We start from the raw sequence: 14,850 nt of genomic DNA on the forward strand, positions 1-14,850 counted from the left end.
GTACTGGAATACCTAGCAACAATAAGTGAGCCCACGCCGTATGGCGTGAGCATTTACACTTATCTACCCGTTGCTACAAAATTTCCAGTTTTCAAGTCGGGTTTCAAAGCGAATGCTTCAATAATTGCTATTTGAAGTATCGCAAATTTATTAATTCTGTGTAAATATAGTGAAAATAATATGTAATGCATATGCATTACAGTAAAAAAAATAAAAAAATAGAAATTGCCATATGGCAACATTACGTGAAGAGGATGAAATTTTACGAGATAAAATTAGACTAAGGCTTATTGAATTAAGAGAAATTCATGAGCAAAATAAATCTGCTTTAGCAAAGAATATAGAAGTTGATAGGCAAAATCTCCAGGCATGGGAAAAACCGAATACAAATAGGGGAATGACAATATATTCTATAAACAGAGTTTGTGCTTCTTTGGGTATAACAATCAAGGACTTCTTTGATTCACCTCACTTCAAATAATTGGATTGCTAGTGAATATATTTCCTGCATTTATATAATCAATTTTGATTGGCAACTTTATTATAATTTACGCAACCATGTTTAAATATGGACGGTACAGCCTTCGATAAGGTGCTCATTGGGCAATTTTTTAATGTATTGCATGAAACTCAAAAGGGAATAGATAAACACCCGGACTTCAGCTATTCTAAAAACAATCACCATCTTCTTTCAGAAAGAGGTAAATACGCGCAAAATGTATTTAAATATTATGCTCGAGTGTCAGAGGTCCAGGAAGATCTTGATCGGGTGTTAATATTTCTTCGCCGGTTTCCGCTGAAGAAGTTTTACGAAGAAAATAACGTTGATCTTATCAGCTATACAAAATATCACATTGAAGTGTTTTTCCACAAGATTAACACTTTATTGGATTTACTTAAGTTAATGGTAAATCAAGTTTATGAACTTGGTCTGACAGATAGGAAGTGCACGTGGGACAAGTTATGTAAACATACTAATGTAAAAGACTCTCCTTCTTTAAAAATTATTGAATATTTCCATAAAAGCTTCGAGCACATTATAGAAGCAAGAAATTTAAATACGCATAGGGGAATTTATAAAGATCCAGAAAGTGATGAAATCAAGATTCCAATGATGATTTATAGAGAATCTGAAAAGTTTAATATGGAGATCGGAGAAGATTTGCACATGGCAATGCCGAAATTTGTGCTTGACTATCGACTTAAGAAATTTAAAAAGGAAAAGCTTAAGTACATTGCGAACGCTAATGACGTTGTGACCCAATACGTAAATTTGTTTATGAATGTTACTTTACCAATAGTTATTCAAACTGCTGGTAAAAAATAGCTTTATTTGCATTTTGCTTTGGTAACTAAGTTTTGTACACAGAGTTGTATAGAAAATTTTTGTAATAATTTCTCTAAAATTAATGAACAGTAGTTTCCTGGAAAAATTAATTGATTGGAAGGACTTTGAGCTTTTCGTAGCTGATATCTATAAACAAGCCGACGAAGTTCTTGTAGAGCACGATGTAACATTAACCGGTAAATCAAATGCACGGAGGCAAATTGACGTACTGGTAACCCAAACCACAAAATTACATAAGTACACCACACTGATTGAATGTAAGCGTTGGAAAACTCCTGTAACTCGCCAAGTAATCGACGTGTTATCTGCATCAATTGAAGACCTAAATGCAAGTAAAGGCGTAATTTTTACCACAAAAGGTTATGAAGAGGGTGCTGTCGAATATGCCAAAAGTAAAAACATAGATATTTTTATTATCCGGGATATCTTAGAAAGCGAGTATGGTAAGCCAGGAAAAGCTTTTTCGTTATACATTCAGGAGTTTAATGCCAAGTTGGATAATTTTGATGTTCAATCAAACATTGGTAGTCTCTATGGAAAAGAGCTTTTAACGCCACCTAAGTTCAACGTCATTTTTTCAAAGAATCAGGAATATCCCAAGAATCAGAATTTATATAATGATAAAGGGGTAGCTGGTAGTCACCTTCTGAAGATACTAATTCAAGTTCGTAAGGCATTATTAGATAGTTTGTATAATTCCTTTGACCAGTACCTCACACCTGATGAAATTGGTTATAAAACGAGAGTAACTATTGAGTTCAAAGATTATGACTTTAGGCATATGATAGATGGAGATTACATAATTACATTAAATTCGCTTTCTTTTGATCTTTACAGGCAGATCAAGCAGTCGATAATTCATCAAGACAGAACAGAATCCATGGATTTTGCTCTGGTAGTAGAAAATTATGTAACTAAGCAACGTAATTTTGTTTCCAAGGAATGTGGTAATGATTCGGTACATTTATCGGCACCGATTGAAGATTCGGTGCATACAGATGATAATGTGTTAAAAGATAAAAGTATTATTAAAGTGGCATACGAACATTACATTCCTTTCACACTTCAGGAAGGTACTACAATAGAAAAAACCAAGGATATTGTGGTACAGTTGGAATAATACACTACATCCATTGTTTACTTAGAGATACGCAAATCCGTTGTTTGCAGCAATAGATATTAATGGCGAGATTGTTTCTTGAAACCTATTATACTCAAAATGTATTATGTTATTTTCGCTACTAAACAAAATTATATATTCCTCCATTAATTTTGAATGGGGCGTATGATGCGCCATGATTTCAAATGCTGATTTTTGCACCTGATAAAACCGGTCGAAGTGCAGCTCCATGCTGGGAAGCTTATCACTTTTAATAGAATTGAATCTAACATCAATGGGCACCAGATTCCATATCAGGTCATGTGAAACAAAGGCATGAGGTACAAAGTGATCAAGTGCATATTTGTGTGTTGTAAGTTTAGTATCAGTATAAATACAATCTACGCTGCCCAGTTCATATAGCACAATGTCCCAATAGTTTTTACGCTGATTAACTAAAGAACTCCTCATTGGAGGTTTAATAAGCTTTCCCGGAATATCGGGTATACTTGGATTGCGTTTTTGCAAGAACACAGAGAGGTTCCAGTAACAGAAATCTTTTAAGACCTTAGCATTGTTTTGAATATAAGTAAACCACTCAGGATTAATTTCAATCCTATCAGTGTACAAAGCATAAAATGACTGATTGTTATATGACTGTGATTGAATATAAATACTGTTGCGATAAGCTATGTCGCTTACCCCTTTATCACGCATTATCCAAGGCGTTAAAAACCAATGAGGTACGTTCTTATCAAAATGCTGTAGCAAATTCAGGGTAACGGGGTTATCTGAAGCTAATAACAGTTTCAGCAAGTTGTCCTTCCGAATTGAAACAGGAACATTTTCTACTTCTGCAATGGTTTTAATTGCCTGTTGTATTAAATCCTGGGATCCAAATGAAACGTGAAAGTAGTTAACTGTATACCACGCGCCACACAACATCCTCGCAAACATTTCTTTTTTACTGACTATAGCTGAACCTTCTTCGCAAGCTTCAATAAGTGAAATGAACCAGTAGTATTTGTAGGTAGCAGATGTGTTATTAAAAACAGACGCTAATTTTCTTACTTCTAAATTATTTGACAGTGGTAAGTTCATCCATCAAAAATAACTTATTCTACTTAAACTTAAGAGGTCGCTTCTTCTTCCAATTTATCGTATTCTTTGACAAAATATCCCGGTGAAATTTTCGTTCTTTTTTTAAATGCAGTTGTAAAATGCTGCGTCGTCTTAAAGCCTGCTTCAGCAGCAAGCGTGCTGTTAGTGTATCTTCGCAGCACAGGTTCTGTTTTCAGCCGTTCCACTATATAATCAATACGCAGGTCGTTGAGGTAATTCGTAAAGCCTTTATGCCTGTGAACCTTTATAACTTCACACAGGTATTTGTAATTTGTATTAAACTGCTCTGCCAGTCTTGTCGCGTTCAGGTCCTTTTTGAGGTAACTTTTTTTCCTTTCGAAGTCATTTATTTTTTCCAATATCTGATCAGCAATCATAGGATTAATGTTGCTGACTTTCTGCGGTTTTGGCTGTTCTTCCGCAGTTACTGGCTGTTCTTTATTAATGAGTTCCTGAAAATGTACCCTGTGTAGCTTTCTCAATTTTTTCTGCCTATAGATCAGGTAGGCTACCGTTGCAACAAGAAAAGCGATAGTGCCTTTGAATAATATACCTGAATAACGGCTTCTTTCAAGTTCGGCTTGAATCTTTTCTTTTTCAGCTAAAAGTTCCGCGGTATCATATTCTTTGTGGATCTTCTTTACCAAATAACGGAATTCCTTCCCTAAAAGGCTGTCAGCCCTGAGCAGCTGGTTCACATATTTAAGCTCTTCATCTCGCGACTCCGCATGGTGAAAATACTTTATGAGGTATTCATAACTCTGGCGAAGATCAGGGCGCAAATAATTTTTCCTCATAAATATATCATCCACTGCCTTAAAGCTCATAACTGCCTTTTCCTGTTGTGTGCTATCCCAATACGCCTTTCCCAGAAAAAAATGAGCAATAGCTTCATTTTGATAATCGCGGTCCTTCTTTATAAGCGGCAGCGCATACCTGAGGCTATTGATGGCTTTCTGATGGTCACCTTGCTTATAATGCAATATGCCTGATGAACTTTCAATGTAGGGCAGCATGTCTTTGATGCCTAATCGTGCGCTTTCATTTAAAGCCAGTTTATTGGTTTGTGAGGCAAGTGACAGATCATCAGTCAACAGGTAGCTTACAGTAAGGCCGTGCAGTGACTTGAGATAAGGAAGATGGTCTTCGGCCTTAAAATATTCCGTACAATCCCTGAACAGCGAGATGGCTTCCTGATAGTAGCCCAAGTAAAACTTAATCTGTGCGATGCTGTATTTCACCTTGTGTTTCAGGTACAGATCATCGGTGTTGACAACATATTTATTTGCATTAATGTAATTGTCAAGGGCAAGCTGGTGTTCATTGCGCTGGTAATGAAGAATGCCCTTTGTGAGGTAAGATGCACCTATAAGGTCATTTACTTTCGAATCTTTTGCTGCCGTAACCATACTGTCCGCATAGGCTAGCCGCTGCCCTTCCTCGCATTCATGAAGCATTTCCTTATAAGCAGCTACTATCTCAGTCTTATTGCCTTCACGTTTGGCGGTTTGAAGGTACTTATTAAGGTACGGCCAGACTTTTGGGGTTCCCTGATGCAATTCAATCTGTTTCTGTAACCTTCCATATGGACCTTTTTCGGTATAAGCCTGCGCATACAGGACTACCGGCAAAAGAAGGATTAGCAGCGCTCCCGCAATTGGTAATTTCATATTTTTTTATTGTAAGCCCTTAGGTAATCTGTAGGCAGTATTAAGGCGTAAAGTTGGGAGACATGTATTATCAAAAATAACCAAAAACCTCGTTAAGAAAATCTTAATGTCATTATAAAGTAGGAGGCAAAATTCTGGAAATACACACTTTCTATACCGGAACGGTGCTACCAAACAGTTGTAGGGCAGTGGGTTGCAGGATAGCTTTGTCCATGAATTCACGATGCAGGGAATTAAAAATTTCCTTGTTCTGCTCCCCGGGCGAATGGAACTGAAGAACTGATTCAGTAACATTAACACTTTACAACTATGAAGGCGTTAACTTCAATTCTTGTTATGCTTACAATTGCAGGCTGCTCAACTGATGATCTGCAGCCAGAGACTGCAATAGAGGAAACCCAGGTTTATAAAAAGACAGGGTTTAGAAATACCGATACAAAAGATCCGCATGCCCACGTAGGTTTGACGTATCAGAATATGCTCAATGCGTACTACCTGCTGCCATGCAATGCTACCGGCCTTAGACAGGTTATAGACAGAGCTGAATCCGTTGCATTCCTAAACCCGGATTTTGTCAACTTGAATAATGACTCTGCTTATGTACCAATATCACCTGACGATGTTATACCTTATTTGGGTGATGGCGCACTTAATGAACTGCTGTCAGAAGAGTACAGCCTACATGCGACCGGACTATTAACTGAAATTGCAGCACAGCTGGACCTTTTGAAAGCTCAAAATCTGCCCTTTCAGGACGTTGAAGCGTATTTTAAAATAGTCGATGCCGGTATAGCAAATGACACTACTTTGGAAGTAGAAGAACGGGATGCATTACTGACCACCACATCCATTGTTTGCAATGCATTAGACAATGACCGAAAAAGAAAGCGAAGAGACAGGGACTGGGAGTGGATGACAACACACTTAGCCGCAACTGCCAATGCGGCACTGGAATCGGTTCCTCAGGCTATGATGATGTCTTTTATCACCGATGTTTATCAGCAATAACTAAGATCCTGGAAGCAAACCTTCCAGGATTTTTTATTATATCAAATGGAAACGGAGAAAGAACATGTGCTTACGCGTCCGGGAATCTGGATCAGGTTAATTCATTTGACTGCACCTTTGTCGACCTATGCCTTTTTCTTTGATGATGCAGATTTCAAACACACCTTATTGACGCTTACGACGGGGAGTGTTGAACTTTCCTTTAAAGATCATTCTGACACAGCAAAGGTTTCTGAAATCCACTATCTTGATGATGATTGCCTTATAAAAGGCGCCGACAGTGATAGTGTTGTAAAGTTCTGGCTTTTGCGCTTTTCGGAAAGTTATGCGCAAGCTACTACCTATAAAGTAGTTGCAGAAGCATCAATTGAGTTGTTACAGGGGCAGCGATTTCCCATCCTCGCTGACAGTGATACCTTTAAAATTCTCAAAAGACTTCTCCAGCTCCTGCATAAGCATCAGGAGTACACTACTTCTGCGTACTCCGCTACAATTTGCGAATTGACATTTAATCTTCTTTTCAGCTGCTTTGCTGAATTGCACCAAATGATATCCATTGGCGGCTCCAAGCGTCTGTTAAGAAAAGAACTTGTAGCACTGCGGTTTTACAATTTATTAAACAGGTATGCGACCAAGCATCATGACGTGCGCTACTATGCCCAGGAGCTTTGCATGGCGCAGGGCAATTTGGCGAAAGTAATTAAAGAGGTGACCGGCAAGGCGCCAAAGATAATTATCGAAGAGCACTTGATTCGTATTACTAAAGAGATGCTTGACAGTACAGTCGTAAGCATTTATATTATTGCTGAAGAAACGGGTTTTAAATCCTCTTCCGCATTTATCAGTTTCTTCAAGGCTCAAACCGGTAAATCGCCGAATGAGTACCGTAACAGAAATATTAGATAAGTATGAAATTCGTCCGCACATACTCACTGGAATGGCTGGACTCACTTATCTCCGTAACGCTGAACCCGGAAAAGCCATATCGGCAGAAATTACAGGATTTAGATATAACATCACTTCTTGAAAAGGTCCCTATGGAAGCCCTTCAGGTACAATCTGAACTCACAACACAAATTTTTGCCCTTAATAAGGACAGCCAGGTACAGCATCTTGTGAGGAAGTACTACAATGCTCTTACATCCCTTAAAGGAACCTTGCTGTCATACCAGTCAAATCCCCTTTTTATGGCGGAACAGCTTTCGGGGCTTGATGTCCTTATCCTTCACTGCCTGACTGATCTTGTATCCTTTGTCGGGACACGATTTGCTGCTTACATAAATCCCACCCTGCCAGACAGTCCTGAAGCAAAAGATAAACCCGCAGCTACAAATGCGACGTCGCCGGCAGACAAGTATAAAGTCCTGTGCACCCTATCAGCCGATCAAATTGCCCTTATACTCCGGGCAGCTGACGAGTCGCAAATTTTAAAGGCGCGTTCCATGAATGCCGTTTTCAAATTTATCATTCCCTACTTATCAACTCCCCACAAAGTAACCCTTTCAGCTGCCGCTGTCCGCAGCAAGGCTTATAATCCGGAGGAGGCAGACCGCGAAGCAGCGGTGGAAGCGCTCCAAAAAATTATAAAGAAAATCCAGGGTTACTGAGGAACAACTTGGGGAACAACATGAAGTTGTCCTTTTGCAGCATAATCAAAGCTACTAATTTCGTGAGTGTAAAATGAGTTTAGCGGTACTGCCGCAATGATGATTGATAAATGTTGAACGAAAAAAATGACGCTTATGTTTACAGAAATTACCTGGGCTACGTACCTTCGATTAGTTGCCGCCCTATTGTTTATCTACTACACCCTATTGATCCTGAAATTCTACTTCCCGCAAATCAGGACATCCTTTTCTTCAATCGCTCCCGGGCTGACAGCAGACGATTCTGTTACTGCCTACAATGATACCACAGAAGACAAAGGCCGCTTAACTTCATCAGGTTCCTTTACCGCTGTGGAAAGCGGCAACGATTACGAGATTATCGAAGAGATCGTTGAGAGGGTCAAATCCGTCTTGCAGCACGCCGCTGACAGTACGATGGCTACCGATGAAGTCCTGTCAAGCTTCAGGACAATATTGTCTGATTACCCGGTACTTGCCAAATCAACCTTCAGGCCGTCCATCAATGAATTTATCGCCTCCGAAAGCGGATTGAGCGGCTTCCCTGATATCACCCAGGAAATGGTTGCCCAATTATGGCAAACCGTATAAAACAGCGGAGGCTTTTCCCTGTTCATCCCGCAGCAGTAAAGATGGTGACAGAAAGAGGGGATCAGTTACAGCGGCCTGCCTCCGCTTATTTTCTTATTCAAAATCCAATATTATGAAAACTATAGTAAGCAAGACGATATGCGCCAGCATCGTTGTCCTTGCGGTGGCACTGCCATGGGCAGCTGCCGCGCAGGATGGACTGGCGGGCATTAACGAAGCCAACCAGCAGGTTCGCAGTTATTTTGACGCCGGGACTGACCTCATGTATGCCGTAGGCGCCATCCTTGGCCTGATAGGTGCTGTCAAGGTGTACCAAAAATGGAATGCAGGGGATCCAGACACTGGTAAGGTGGCAGCTGCGTGGTTCGGCAGCTGCGTTTTCCTTGTCGTGGTAGCCACTGTGATCCAGTCCTTCTTTGGGATTTAAGCAATGGCTACCGTCTACAAGGTTAATAAAGGAATTAACCAAAGCATAGAATTTAAGGGGCTGAAGGCGCAGTACATCTGGTACCTGGGCGGGGGCATTATTCTGCTGCTGATCTTATTTGCAGGGCTTTTCATTCTCGGGCTGCCCTCCTTTCTCTGCGTAGGGCTGATACTGATATTAGGGACACTATTGGTAGTTAAGACATACGCCCTCAGCCGCAAATATGGCGAATACGGTATGATGAAAGCCCTTGCAAGGCGACAATTGCCAAAGCATGTGAAATGCTACAGCAGGAGGGTATTTATGAAAAGGTAAATAGCATGATATGGAAAAGAAATTACACACAATACTGCCTATACTGGACGTGCAGCAGGGAATCATAGTTTCGAAACAGGGTGACGCAACGCTTGCGTTTGCCTTGGAACTGCCGGAAATATTTACCCTTTCCGATACTGAATATGAATCGTTCCACCATGCCTGGCTGAAAGCCATCCGGGTGCTGCCTAAACATACAGTGCTTCACAAGCAGGATTGGTTTATCCAAAAGGGGCACAAGCCAATTGTAAAAAAGGGAGGCACAAGCTTTCTTGACCGGAGCAGTGACCTGTTCTTTAATGAGCGGCCCTTCCTGGACCATAGCTGTTACCTGTTCCTGACCAAAAAGCCTAGTGGGCGTAAAAGTTCGACCTCACTATTCTCCACACTGTCCAGGACAACATTATTGCATAAGGATACCCTCAGCGCACAGGGCCTGCAGGATTTCAAGGATTCCGCCGGACAATTTCGAAGGATTTTGGAAGATAGCGGATTCATTAAAGCGCTGCCGCTTTCAGATAGCGATATTTATAGTGAAGGTAATAAGGCAGGCTTGCTAGAGCGTTACTGCTGCCTCAGCGAGAATCCGGATGAACTTATATTTGGCGACTTATCATTTGATGATGCCCTGCTGATCAATGGCAAATACGCACAGCTGTACACATTGGCCGATGCGGCAGACCTTCCCTCCCTATGCGGCCCGCGCATTACTTACGACCGCTATTCTACCGACCGCACCAGTTTCAGCGTTGGCTTTGCATCACCTTTAGGACAGCTGCTTTCGTGTAACCACATTTACAGCCAATATATCTTTATCGATGATGCTTCAAAGACATTGCAGCGGATGGAGAGCAAGCGCCTGCGCCTGCAATCCCTGTCTGCGTACAGCAGGGAAAACCTTATAGCGCGTGATGCAACCAATGATTTCCTTAACGAAGCGATCAGCAGGCAGCGCCTTCCGGTCAAGGGACATTTCAACCTGCTCGTATGGTCCGAGCGCAAAGAGGAACTGAATGACCTTAAAAATAAAGTATCATCAGCACTGGCACAGATGGATGCTACCACCAAGCTGGAGACGGTTGGGGCGCCACAGATCTATTGGGCCGGCATACCGGGCAATGCAGCGGACTTTCCGATGAATGACACTTTCGACAGCTTCGCTGAGCAGGCCTCGTGCTTCCTTAACCTGGAAACTGGTTACCGCTCGTCGCTTAGCCCCATGGGAATAAGGCTTGGGGACAGACTGACCGGGAAGCCCGTCCATGTTGACATTAGTGACGAGCCTATGAAGACCGGGATAATTACCAACCGTAACAAGTTCATCCTCGGCCCCTCGGGTAGCGGCAAGTCGTTTTTCACCAACCACATGGTACGCAGCTACTATGAGCAGGGGACCCATGTCGTGCTTGTTGATGTTGGGCACAGCTATAAAGGGCTATGTGATATGGTAAATGGCTATTACTTTACTTATGAAGAGCAAAACCCCATTCGGTTTAACCCTTTCTATATCGGCGAAGGTGATAGGCTGGATACGGAAAAGAAGGAAAGCATCAAGACATTGCTCCTCGCGCTTTGGAAAAAAGACAACGAGACATTCGGCCGCAGCGAATATGTTGCACTCTCCAATGCATTGCAGGGCTATTACGATAAGTTAGGTAAAGATGATAGCCTGTTCCCTTGTTTCAACACCTTCTATGACTTCCTTAAAAATGATTTTATAAAGGTGCTGGAAAGCGATAACGTGAAAGAGAAAGATTTTGATGTCAGCAATTTCCTGTATGTGCTTCGGCCCTACTATGAAGGCGGTGAATTTGACTACCTGCTCAATGCCACGGAAAACCTCGAACTGCTTCAGGAGCGCTTTATCGTTTTTGAACTCGACAATATCAAAGACCACCCCATACTGTTCCCGGTAGTTACAATAATTATTATGGAGGTGTTCATCAGCAAGATGCGGAAACTTAAAGGGATACGTAAGATGATCCTGATTGAGGAAGCGTGGAAAGCCATCGCCAAAGAAGGAATGGCCGAATACATCAAATACCTTTTCAAGACCGTACGTAAATTTTTTGGTGAGGCAATCGTGGTTACCCAGGAGATCGAAGACATCATCTCTTCACCGGTGGTAAAGCAAGCCATCATCAACAACAGCGATTGCAAGATCATGCTGGACCAAAGGAAATACCAGAACAAATTTGACCAGATCCAGGAACTCCTTGGGCTTACGGACAAAGAGAAAGCAATGGTGCTTTCGGTCAATAAAGCTAATGATCCGGATAAAAATTATAAAGAAGTGTTTATCTCCCTCGGGGGCGTATTATCCAAAGTGTACCGTACAGAGGTTTCTTTGGAAGAATACCTCGCCTATACCACGGAAGAGAGCGAGAAGGTAAAAGTCCAGGAATATGCTGCCCGCTATGGTGGCGATATAAGGAAAGGCATCGCAGCCCTGGCTCAGGATATCAGAGAAAAGAAATGATAAACGGACATTATGAAACTACACTTATCAATAGTATTAGCATGTTTCCTGCTATGCACCAGCGTAGAGGCAAAACCTATTGCAGCAGCGCCGCCAATAATCGGGCTTATAAAAGAGGCGGTAAAGAAAGTAATCAAAGCTATCGACCTTAAAATACAGAAGCTGCAGAATAAGACGATCCAACTGCAAAATGTGCAGAAGCAAATTGAGAATACCCTATCGAAACTCAAGCTTAATGAAATTTCAGATTGGGCGCAAAAGCAGAAAGACCTCTACAGCCAGTATTATAATGAACTGAAGGAAGTCAAGGCAATCGTCAGCCAGTACCAGCGCATAAGGGACATCACCACCAAACAGGCACGGCTGCTCTCCGACTATCAGCGCTCATGGGGATTGTTGCGCCAGGATGACCATTTCACGGATGATGAGCTCAGCTATATGGAGCAGGTGTATAAGGGTATCCTTGATGACAGCCTTGAAAATATGGAACACATCTTTATGATCGTTGAATCGTTCTCTACCAGCATGAGTGATGCAGAGCGCCTGGAACTCATCAATAAAGCGGCTGACCGCATTGACCGGAATTATGATGACCTGAAAACATTCAACCACCAGAACGTGGTGCTTTCGCTCCAAAGGGCAAAAGGCAGCAGGGAAGTGGAGCAGATGAGGCGATTGTATGGAATCGGTAACTAAATCAAAATCCCATGAAAAAGTTATTTATCGCCATAGCATTAGTTATAAGCTATTCGCTATGTGCACAGGCAAAGCAGGACAGGGTAATGCTGCAGCAGATCGTTCTGCTCAAGACCTATGGCGGCTACCTTAAAAAAGGCTATACCATTGCCAAGGACGGGCTATCCTTCATCGGCAGGATGAAGAGCGGTGAACTGAACCTGCACACCCTGTTCTTTGATGGCCTGCAACTTGTAAATCCAAAGCTTAGGGATTATGAGAATGTCTATACTACAATACGGCTTGGCACCCAAATTCTTGAGGTGAAGGCGAATGTAGAGCACTATCTTGCTGATGACCTGTTCTATGCCAATGAAAAGGAGTATATCCGCCGGGTCTTTACACGCGTTGCCGAACAAGCCGAAAGTGACCTTGAAACCCTCTACGACGTGATTACTGATAATGCCATAGTAGCTGATGATGCCCAGCGGATTGAAAGGATCGATGCCCTTAAAGCCGAAATGGAAGCACGCTATATTTTCACCCGCAGCTTCGCGGATGAGGCTTTGGGTGTGATTGCGGCAAGGAAGAGGGAACAAACTGAGGTTAAGGGATTGCGCCAATTGTATAACCTAAACACTGCGCCATGAAAACCAAAACCTACCTGATGCTCTTCGTCTTTCTAATGGCATCCATTCCGAGAGCCAATGCCCAGGCGCAGGAACTGAAGCAGCTCGCCTTAAATATCGAAAAGCTTAGCCAGTTCCGGGCTATCCTGCGCGATATGAAGAAGGGCTATGAAATCCTTACCGAAGGCTACAATACGGTTAAGGACTTAACCGAAGGCAATTTCAACCTGCACAAGACCTTTCTTGACAAATTATTGCAGGTCAGCCCGGCAGTCCGGAATTACAAGCGTGTAGCAGATATCATTGAGTACCAGATTAATTTGGTGCAGGAATACGGGCGGCATAAGAACCGCCTCACATCCAGTGGCCTGTTCAACAATAATGAACTTGCCTACTTCAACAACGTTTACGATAAGCTTTTTGACGACAGCCTAAAGGACCTTGACGAGCTGACCAATGTCATGACTGCCGGAAAGCTGCGCATGTCGGATGAGGAGCGGCTTGAAGCGATTGACAGGATTTATGTATCCATGCAGGAAAAGCTGCTTTTCCTGCGGGACTTCAATTCGGACACCACAGTCCTCGCTATACAGCGTGCCAGGGAAGCCCGCGATGTGGAGGCTATACGCCTATTGACAGGTACAAATCACTAAAAATTTCAGTTATGTACACGATAAATAAAAAGGCTGTATGCTACACAGCCATAGGATTGCTGTTACCGGCAATGGCCTATTGCCAATCGCTTGCCGATGACATGAGCAGCCTGCACGGCCTGCTGGAACAGCTCTATGATGAAATGATACCGCTTTGCAGCAACCTTATCGGTGTCTCTCAGGGAATAGCAGGATTTGCTGCCCTATGGTATATCGCTTCGCGCGTCTGGCGGCACCTTGCCAACGCGGAACCAATTGATTTCTATCCTTTGTTCCGCCCCTTTGTCATAGGATTCTGCATTATGATGTTTCCTCTTGTATTGGCCATGATCAATGGCATTATGAAGCCAACTGTCACCGCTACCGGGGCGATGGTCGAGAACTCCAACCGGGCTGTCGAGGAGTTGCTCCGGCAAAAAGAGGAAGCCATAAAGACTACGGATGCCTGGCAGATGTATGTCGGGGAGGACGGCAGCGGCGACCGGGAACAATGGTATAAGTATACGCACGATGGCGCGGAAGCATCTGATGAAGGGCTTATCGAAAGCATCGGCAATGATATCAAATTCGCGATGGCTAAAGCCTCGTACAATTTCCGGAATTCCGTAAAGGAATGGATGAGTGAGGTGCTTAGGGTACTCTTTGAGGCAGCTTCACTTTGTATTGATACCCTGCGCACCTTCCAACTTGTGGTGCTGGCAATACTTGGGCCACTTGTCTTCGGGCTTGCCGTATTTGACGGCTTCCAGCATACCCTAACCGTATGGCTGGCACGGTATATCAACATTTTCCTCTGGCTGCCCGTAGCGAATATCTTCGGCAGCATCATCGGCAAGATCCAGGAAAAAATGCTGGCGATGGACATCGCACAGGTCAACGAGCATGGCGACACTTTCTTCAGCAGGACGGACATGGCTTACCTGGTCTTTATGATCATCGGCATCGTAGGCTACTTCACAGTACCCTCCGTGGCCAACTATATTGTCCATGCAGGCGGTGGGGGCGCTCTGGGACAGAAAGTCACCAACCTATTCAGCACCACAACGACAACTGCGACTGCTTCTTCCATTTCCGGTGCAGGGATGGTCGCCGATTCCTACGGTGATATGGCACGCCAAATTTCCGGAAGCCTTTCCGGGTCTGCCAATTCATCACCCTACTTCGATGATAAGGATGGCTATATGAAAGATAAACTAAAAGGTAAGTAAG

16 protein-coding genes are annotated in these 14,850 nt (G+C 42.9%); 14 read left to right on the forward strand and 2 right to left on the reverse strand.

From position 1 onward, the window contains the following. Nucleotides 1-232 precede the first annotated feature (232 nt). The 3 genes from ACT6R0_RS00210 (at nt 233) to ACT6R0_RS00220 (ending at nt 2,468) form a co-directional block, all read left to right on the forward strand. Nucleotides 233-481 carry a helix-turn-helix domain-containing protein gene (locus ACT6R0_RS00210; protein WP_444650215.1) on the forward strand — a complete coding sequence of 83 codons (249 nt, stop codon included), beginning with the start codon at nt 233-235 and terminating at the stop codon, nt 479-481. Nucleotides 482-568: 87 nt separating this feature from the next. Beyond that, nucleotides 569-1,327, forward strand: a complete 759-nt coding sequence (locus tag ACT6R0_RS00215; RefSeq protein WP_444650217.1) for a Cthe_2314 family HEPN domain-containing protein — start codon at nt 569-571, stop codon at nt 1,325-1,327. Nucleotides 1,328-1,409: 82 nt separating this feature from the next. Further along, nucleotides 1,410-2,468, forward strand: a complete 1,059-nt coding sequence (locus ACT6R0_RS00220; protein WP_444650218.1) for a restriction endonuclease — start codon at nt 1,410-1,412, stop codon at nt 2,466-2,468. 21 nt (nt 2,469-2,489) lie between these two features. Here the strand turns inward: ACT6R0_RS00220 and ACT6R0_RS00225 are convergent, their stop codons facing one another. Together ACT6R0_RS00225 and ACT6R0_RS00230 are read right to left on the reverse strand one after the other, a co-directional pair. Then, nucleotides 2,490-3,548, reverse strand: a complete 1,059-nt coding sequence (locus tag ACT6R0_RS00225) for an HNH endonuclease domain-containing protein (RefSeq protein WP_444650220.1) — start codon at nt 3,546-3,548, stop codon at nt 2,490-2,492. Nucleotides 3,549-3,577: 29 nt separating this feature from the next. After that, on the reverse strand, nt 3,578-5,239 hold the full coding sequence (locus ACT6R0_RS00230; protein ID WP_444650222.1) for a helix-turn-helix domain-containing protein: 1,662 nt from the start codon (nt 5,237-5,239) through the stop codon (nt 3,578-3,580). A gap of 309 nt (nt 5,240-5,548) precedes the next feature. Between ACT6R0_RS00230 and ACT6R0_RS00235 the strand changes: the two genes are divergently transcribed. From ACT6R0_RS00235 to traJ, 11 genes are all read left to right on the forward strand, one after another. Next, nucleotides 5,549-6,247 (forward strand): hypothetical protein, encoded by a 699-nt coding sequence (locus ACT6R0_RS00235; RefSeq protein WP_444650224.1) that lies wholly within the window; start codon nt 5,549-5,551, stop codon nt 6,245-6,247. Between the two features lie 45 nt (nt 6,248-6,292). Beyond that, a complete protein-coding gene (locus ACT6R0_RS00240; protein ID WP_444650226.1) occupies nt 6,293-7,153 on the forward strand; it encodes a helix-turn-helix domain-containing protein in 861 nt (286 codons plus the stop codon). Between the two features lie 2 nt (nt 7,154-7,155). Continuing rightward, on the forward strand, nt 7,156-7,854 hold the full coding sequence (locus ACT6R0_RS00245) for a hypothetical protein (RefSeq protein ID WP_444650228.1): 699 nt from the start codon (nt 7,156-7,158) through the stop codon (nt 7,852-7,854). A gap of 135 nt (nt 7,855-7,989) precedes the next feature. Further along, complete coding sequence (locus tag ACT6R0_RS00250; protein WP_444650230.1) at nt 7,990-8,463, forward strand: hypothetical protein; 474 nt, start codon at nt 7,990-7,992, stop codon at nt 8,461-8,463. A 112-nt stretch (nt 8,464-8,575) separates the two neighbouring features. Next, nucleotides 8,576-8,890 (forward strand): DUF4134 domain-containing protein, encoded by a 315-nt coding sequence (locus ACT6R0_RS00255; RefSeq protein WP_444650232.1) that lies wholly within the window; start codon nt 8,576-8,578, stop codon nt 8,888-8,890. Between the two features lie 3 nt (nt 8,891-8,893). Then, the gene (locus tag ACT6R0_RS00260) at nt 8,894-9,205 is read left to right on the forward strand and encodes a DUF4133 domain-containing protein (protein ID WP_444650234.1); all 312 of its coding nucleotides are present in this window, start codon (nt 8,894-8,896) and stop codon (nt 9,203-9,205) included. 10 nt (nt 9,206-9,215) lie between these two features. Beyond that, nucleotides 9,216-11,684, forward strand: coding sequence for a TraG family conjugative transposon ATPase (locus ACT6R0_RS00265; protein ID WP_444650235.1), 2,469 nt, complete (start codon nt 9,216-9,218; stop codon nt 11,682-11,684). 12 nt (nt 11,685-11,696) lie between these two features. Continuing rightward, the gene (locus ACT6R0_RS00270; protein ID WP_444650236.1) at nt 11,697-12,380 is read left to right on the forward strand and encodes a conjugal transfer protein TraI; all 684 of its coding nucleotides are present in this window, start codon (nt 11,697-11,699) and stop codon (nt 12,378-12,380) included. 11 nt (nt 12,381-12,391) lie between these two features. Then, the gene (locus tag ACT6R0_RS00275; RefSeq protein WP_444650237.1) at nt 12,392-13,009 is read left to right on the forward strand and encodes a hypothetical protein; all 618 of its coding nucleotides are present in this window, start codon (nt 12,392-12,394) and stop codon (nt 13,007-13,009) included. Continuing rightward, nucleotides 13,006-13,641: a TerB family tellurite resistance protein gene (locus ACT6R0_RS00280; protein WP_444650239.1), complete on the forward strand. Its 636-nt coding sequence runs from the start codon at nt 13,006-13,008 to the stop codon at nt 13,639-13,641. Before ACT6R0_RS00275 ends, ACT6R0_RS00280 begins: the two co-directional genes overlap by 4 nt. 11 nt (nt 13,642-13,652) lie before the next feature. Next, complete coding sequence (gene traJ / locus ACT6R0_RS00285; RefSeq protein WP_444650241.1) at nt 13,653-14,849, forward strand: conjugative transposon protein TraJ; 1,197 nt, start codon at nt 13,653-13,655, stop codon at nt 14,847-14,849. The last annotated feature ends 1 nt before the right edge of the window (nt 14,850 follow it).

Source organism: Flavobacterium sp. (assembly GCF_052437795.1).
Classification (GTDB): Bacteria; Bacteroidota; Bacteroidia; order Flavobacteriales; family Flavobacteriaceae; genus Flavobacterium.

Bases quoted from the DNA above. Each gene is read 5' to 3' on its own strand.
- ACT6R0_RS00210 (WP_444650215.1), top strand. From the start codon at position 233: ATGGCAACATTACGTGAAGAGGATGAAATTTTACGAGATAAAATTAGA.
- ACT6R0_RS00215 (WP_444650217.1), top strand. From the start codon at position 569: ATGGACGGTACAGCCTTCGATAAGGTGCTCATTGGGCAATTTTTTAAT.
- ACT6R0_RS00220 (WP_444650218.1), top strand. From the start codon at position 1,410: ATGAACAGTAGTTTCCTGGAAAAATTAATTGATTGGAAGGACTTTGAG.
- ACT6R0_RS00225 (WP_444650220.1), bottom strand. From the start codon at position 3,548: ATGAACTTACCACTGTCAAATAATTTAGAAGTAAGAAAATTAGCGTCT.
- ACT6R0_RS00230 (WP_444650222.1), bottom strand. From the start codon at position 5,239: ATGAAATTACCAATTGCGGGAGCGCTGCTAATCCTTCTTTTGCCGGTA.
- ACT6R0_RS00235 (WP_444650224.1), top strand. From the start codon at position 5,549: ATGAAGGCGTTAACTTCAATTCTTGTTATGCTTACAATTGCAGGCTGC.
- ACT6R0_RS00240 (WP_444650226.1), top strand. From the start codon at position 6,293: ATGGAAACGGAGAAAGAACATGTGCTTACGCGTCCGGGAATCTGGATC.
- ACT6R0_RS00245 (WP_444650228.1), top strand. From the start codon at position 7,156: ATGAAATTCGTCCGCACATACTCACTGGAATGGCTGGACTCACTTATC.
- ACT6R0_RS00250 (WP_444650230.1), top strand. From the start codon at position 7,990: ATGTTTACAGAAATTACCTGGGCTACGTACCTTCGATTAGTTGCCGCC.
- ACT6R0_RS00255 (WP_444650232.1), top strand. From the start codon at position 8,576: ATGAAAACTATAGTAAGCAAGACGATATGCGCCAGCATCGTTGTCCTT.
- ACT6R0_RS00260 (WP_444650234.1), top strand. From the start codon at position 8,894: ATGGCTACCGTCTACAAGGTTAATAAAGGAATTAACCAAAGCATAGAA.
- ACT6R0_RS00265 (WP_444650235.1), top strand. From the start codon at position 9,216: ATGGAAAAGAAATTACACACAATACTGCCTATACTGGACGTGCAGCAG.
- ACT6R0_RS00270 (WP_444650236.1), top strand. From the start codon at position 11,697: ATGAAACTACACTTATCAATAGTATTAGCATGTTTCCTGCTATGCACC.
- ACT6R0_RS00275 (WP_444650237.1), top strand. From the start codon at position 12,392: ATGAAAAAGTTATTTATCGCCATAGCATTAGTTATAAGCTATTCGCTA.
- ACT6R0_RS00280 (WP_444650239.1), top strand. From the start codon at position 13,006: ATGAAAACCAAAACCTACCTGATGCTCTTCGTCTTTCTAATGGCATCC.
- traJ (WP_444650241.1), top strand. From the start codon at position 13,653: ATGTACACGATAAATAAAAAGGCTGTATGCTACACAGCCATAGGATTG.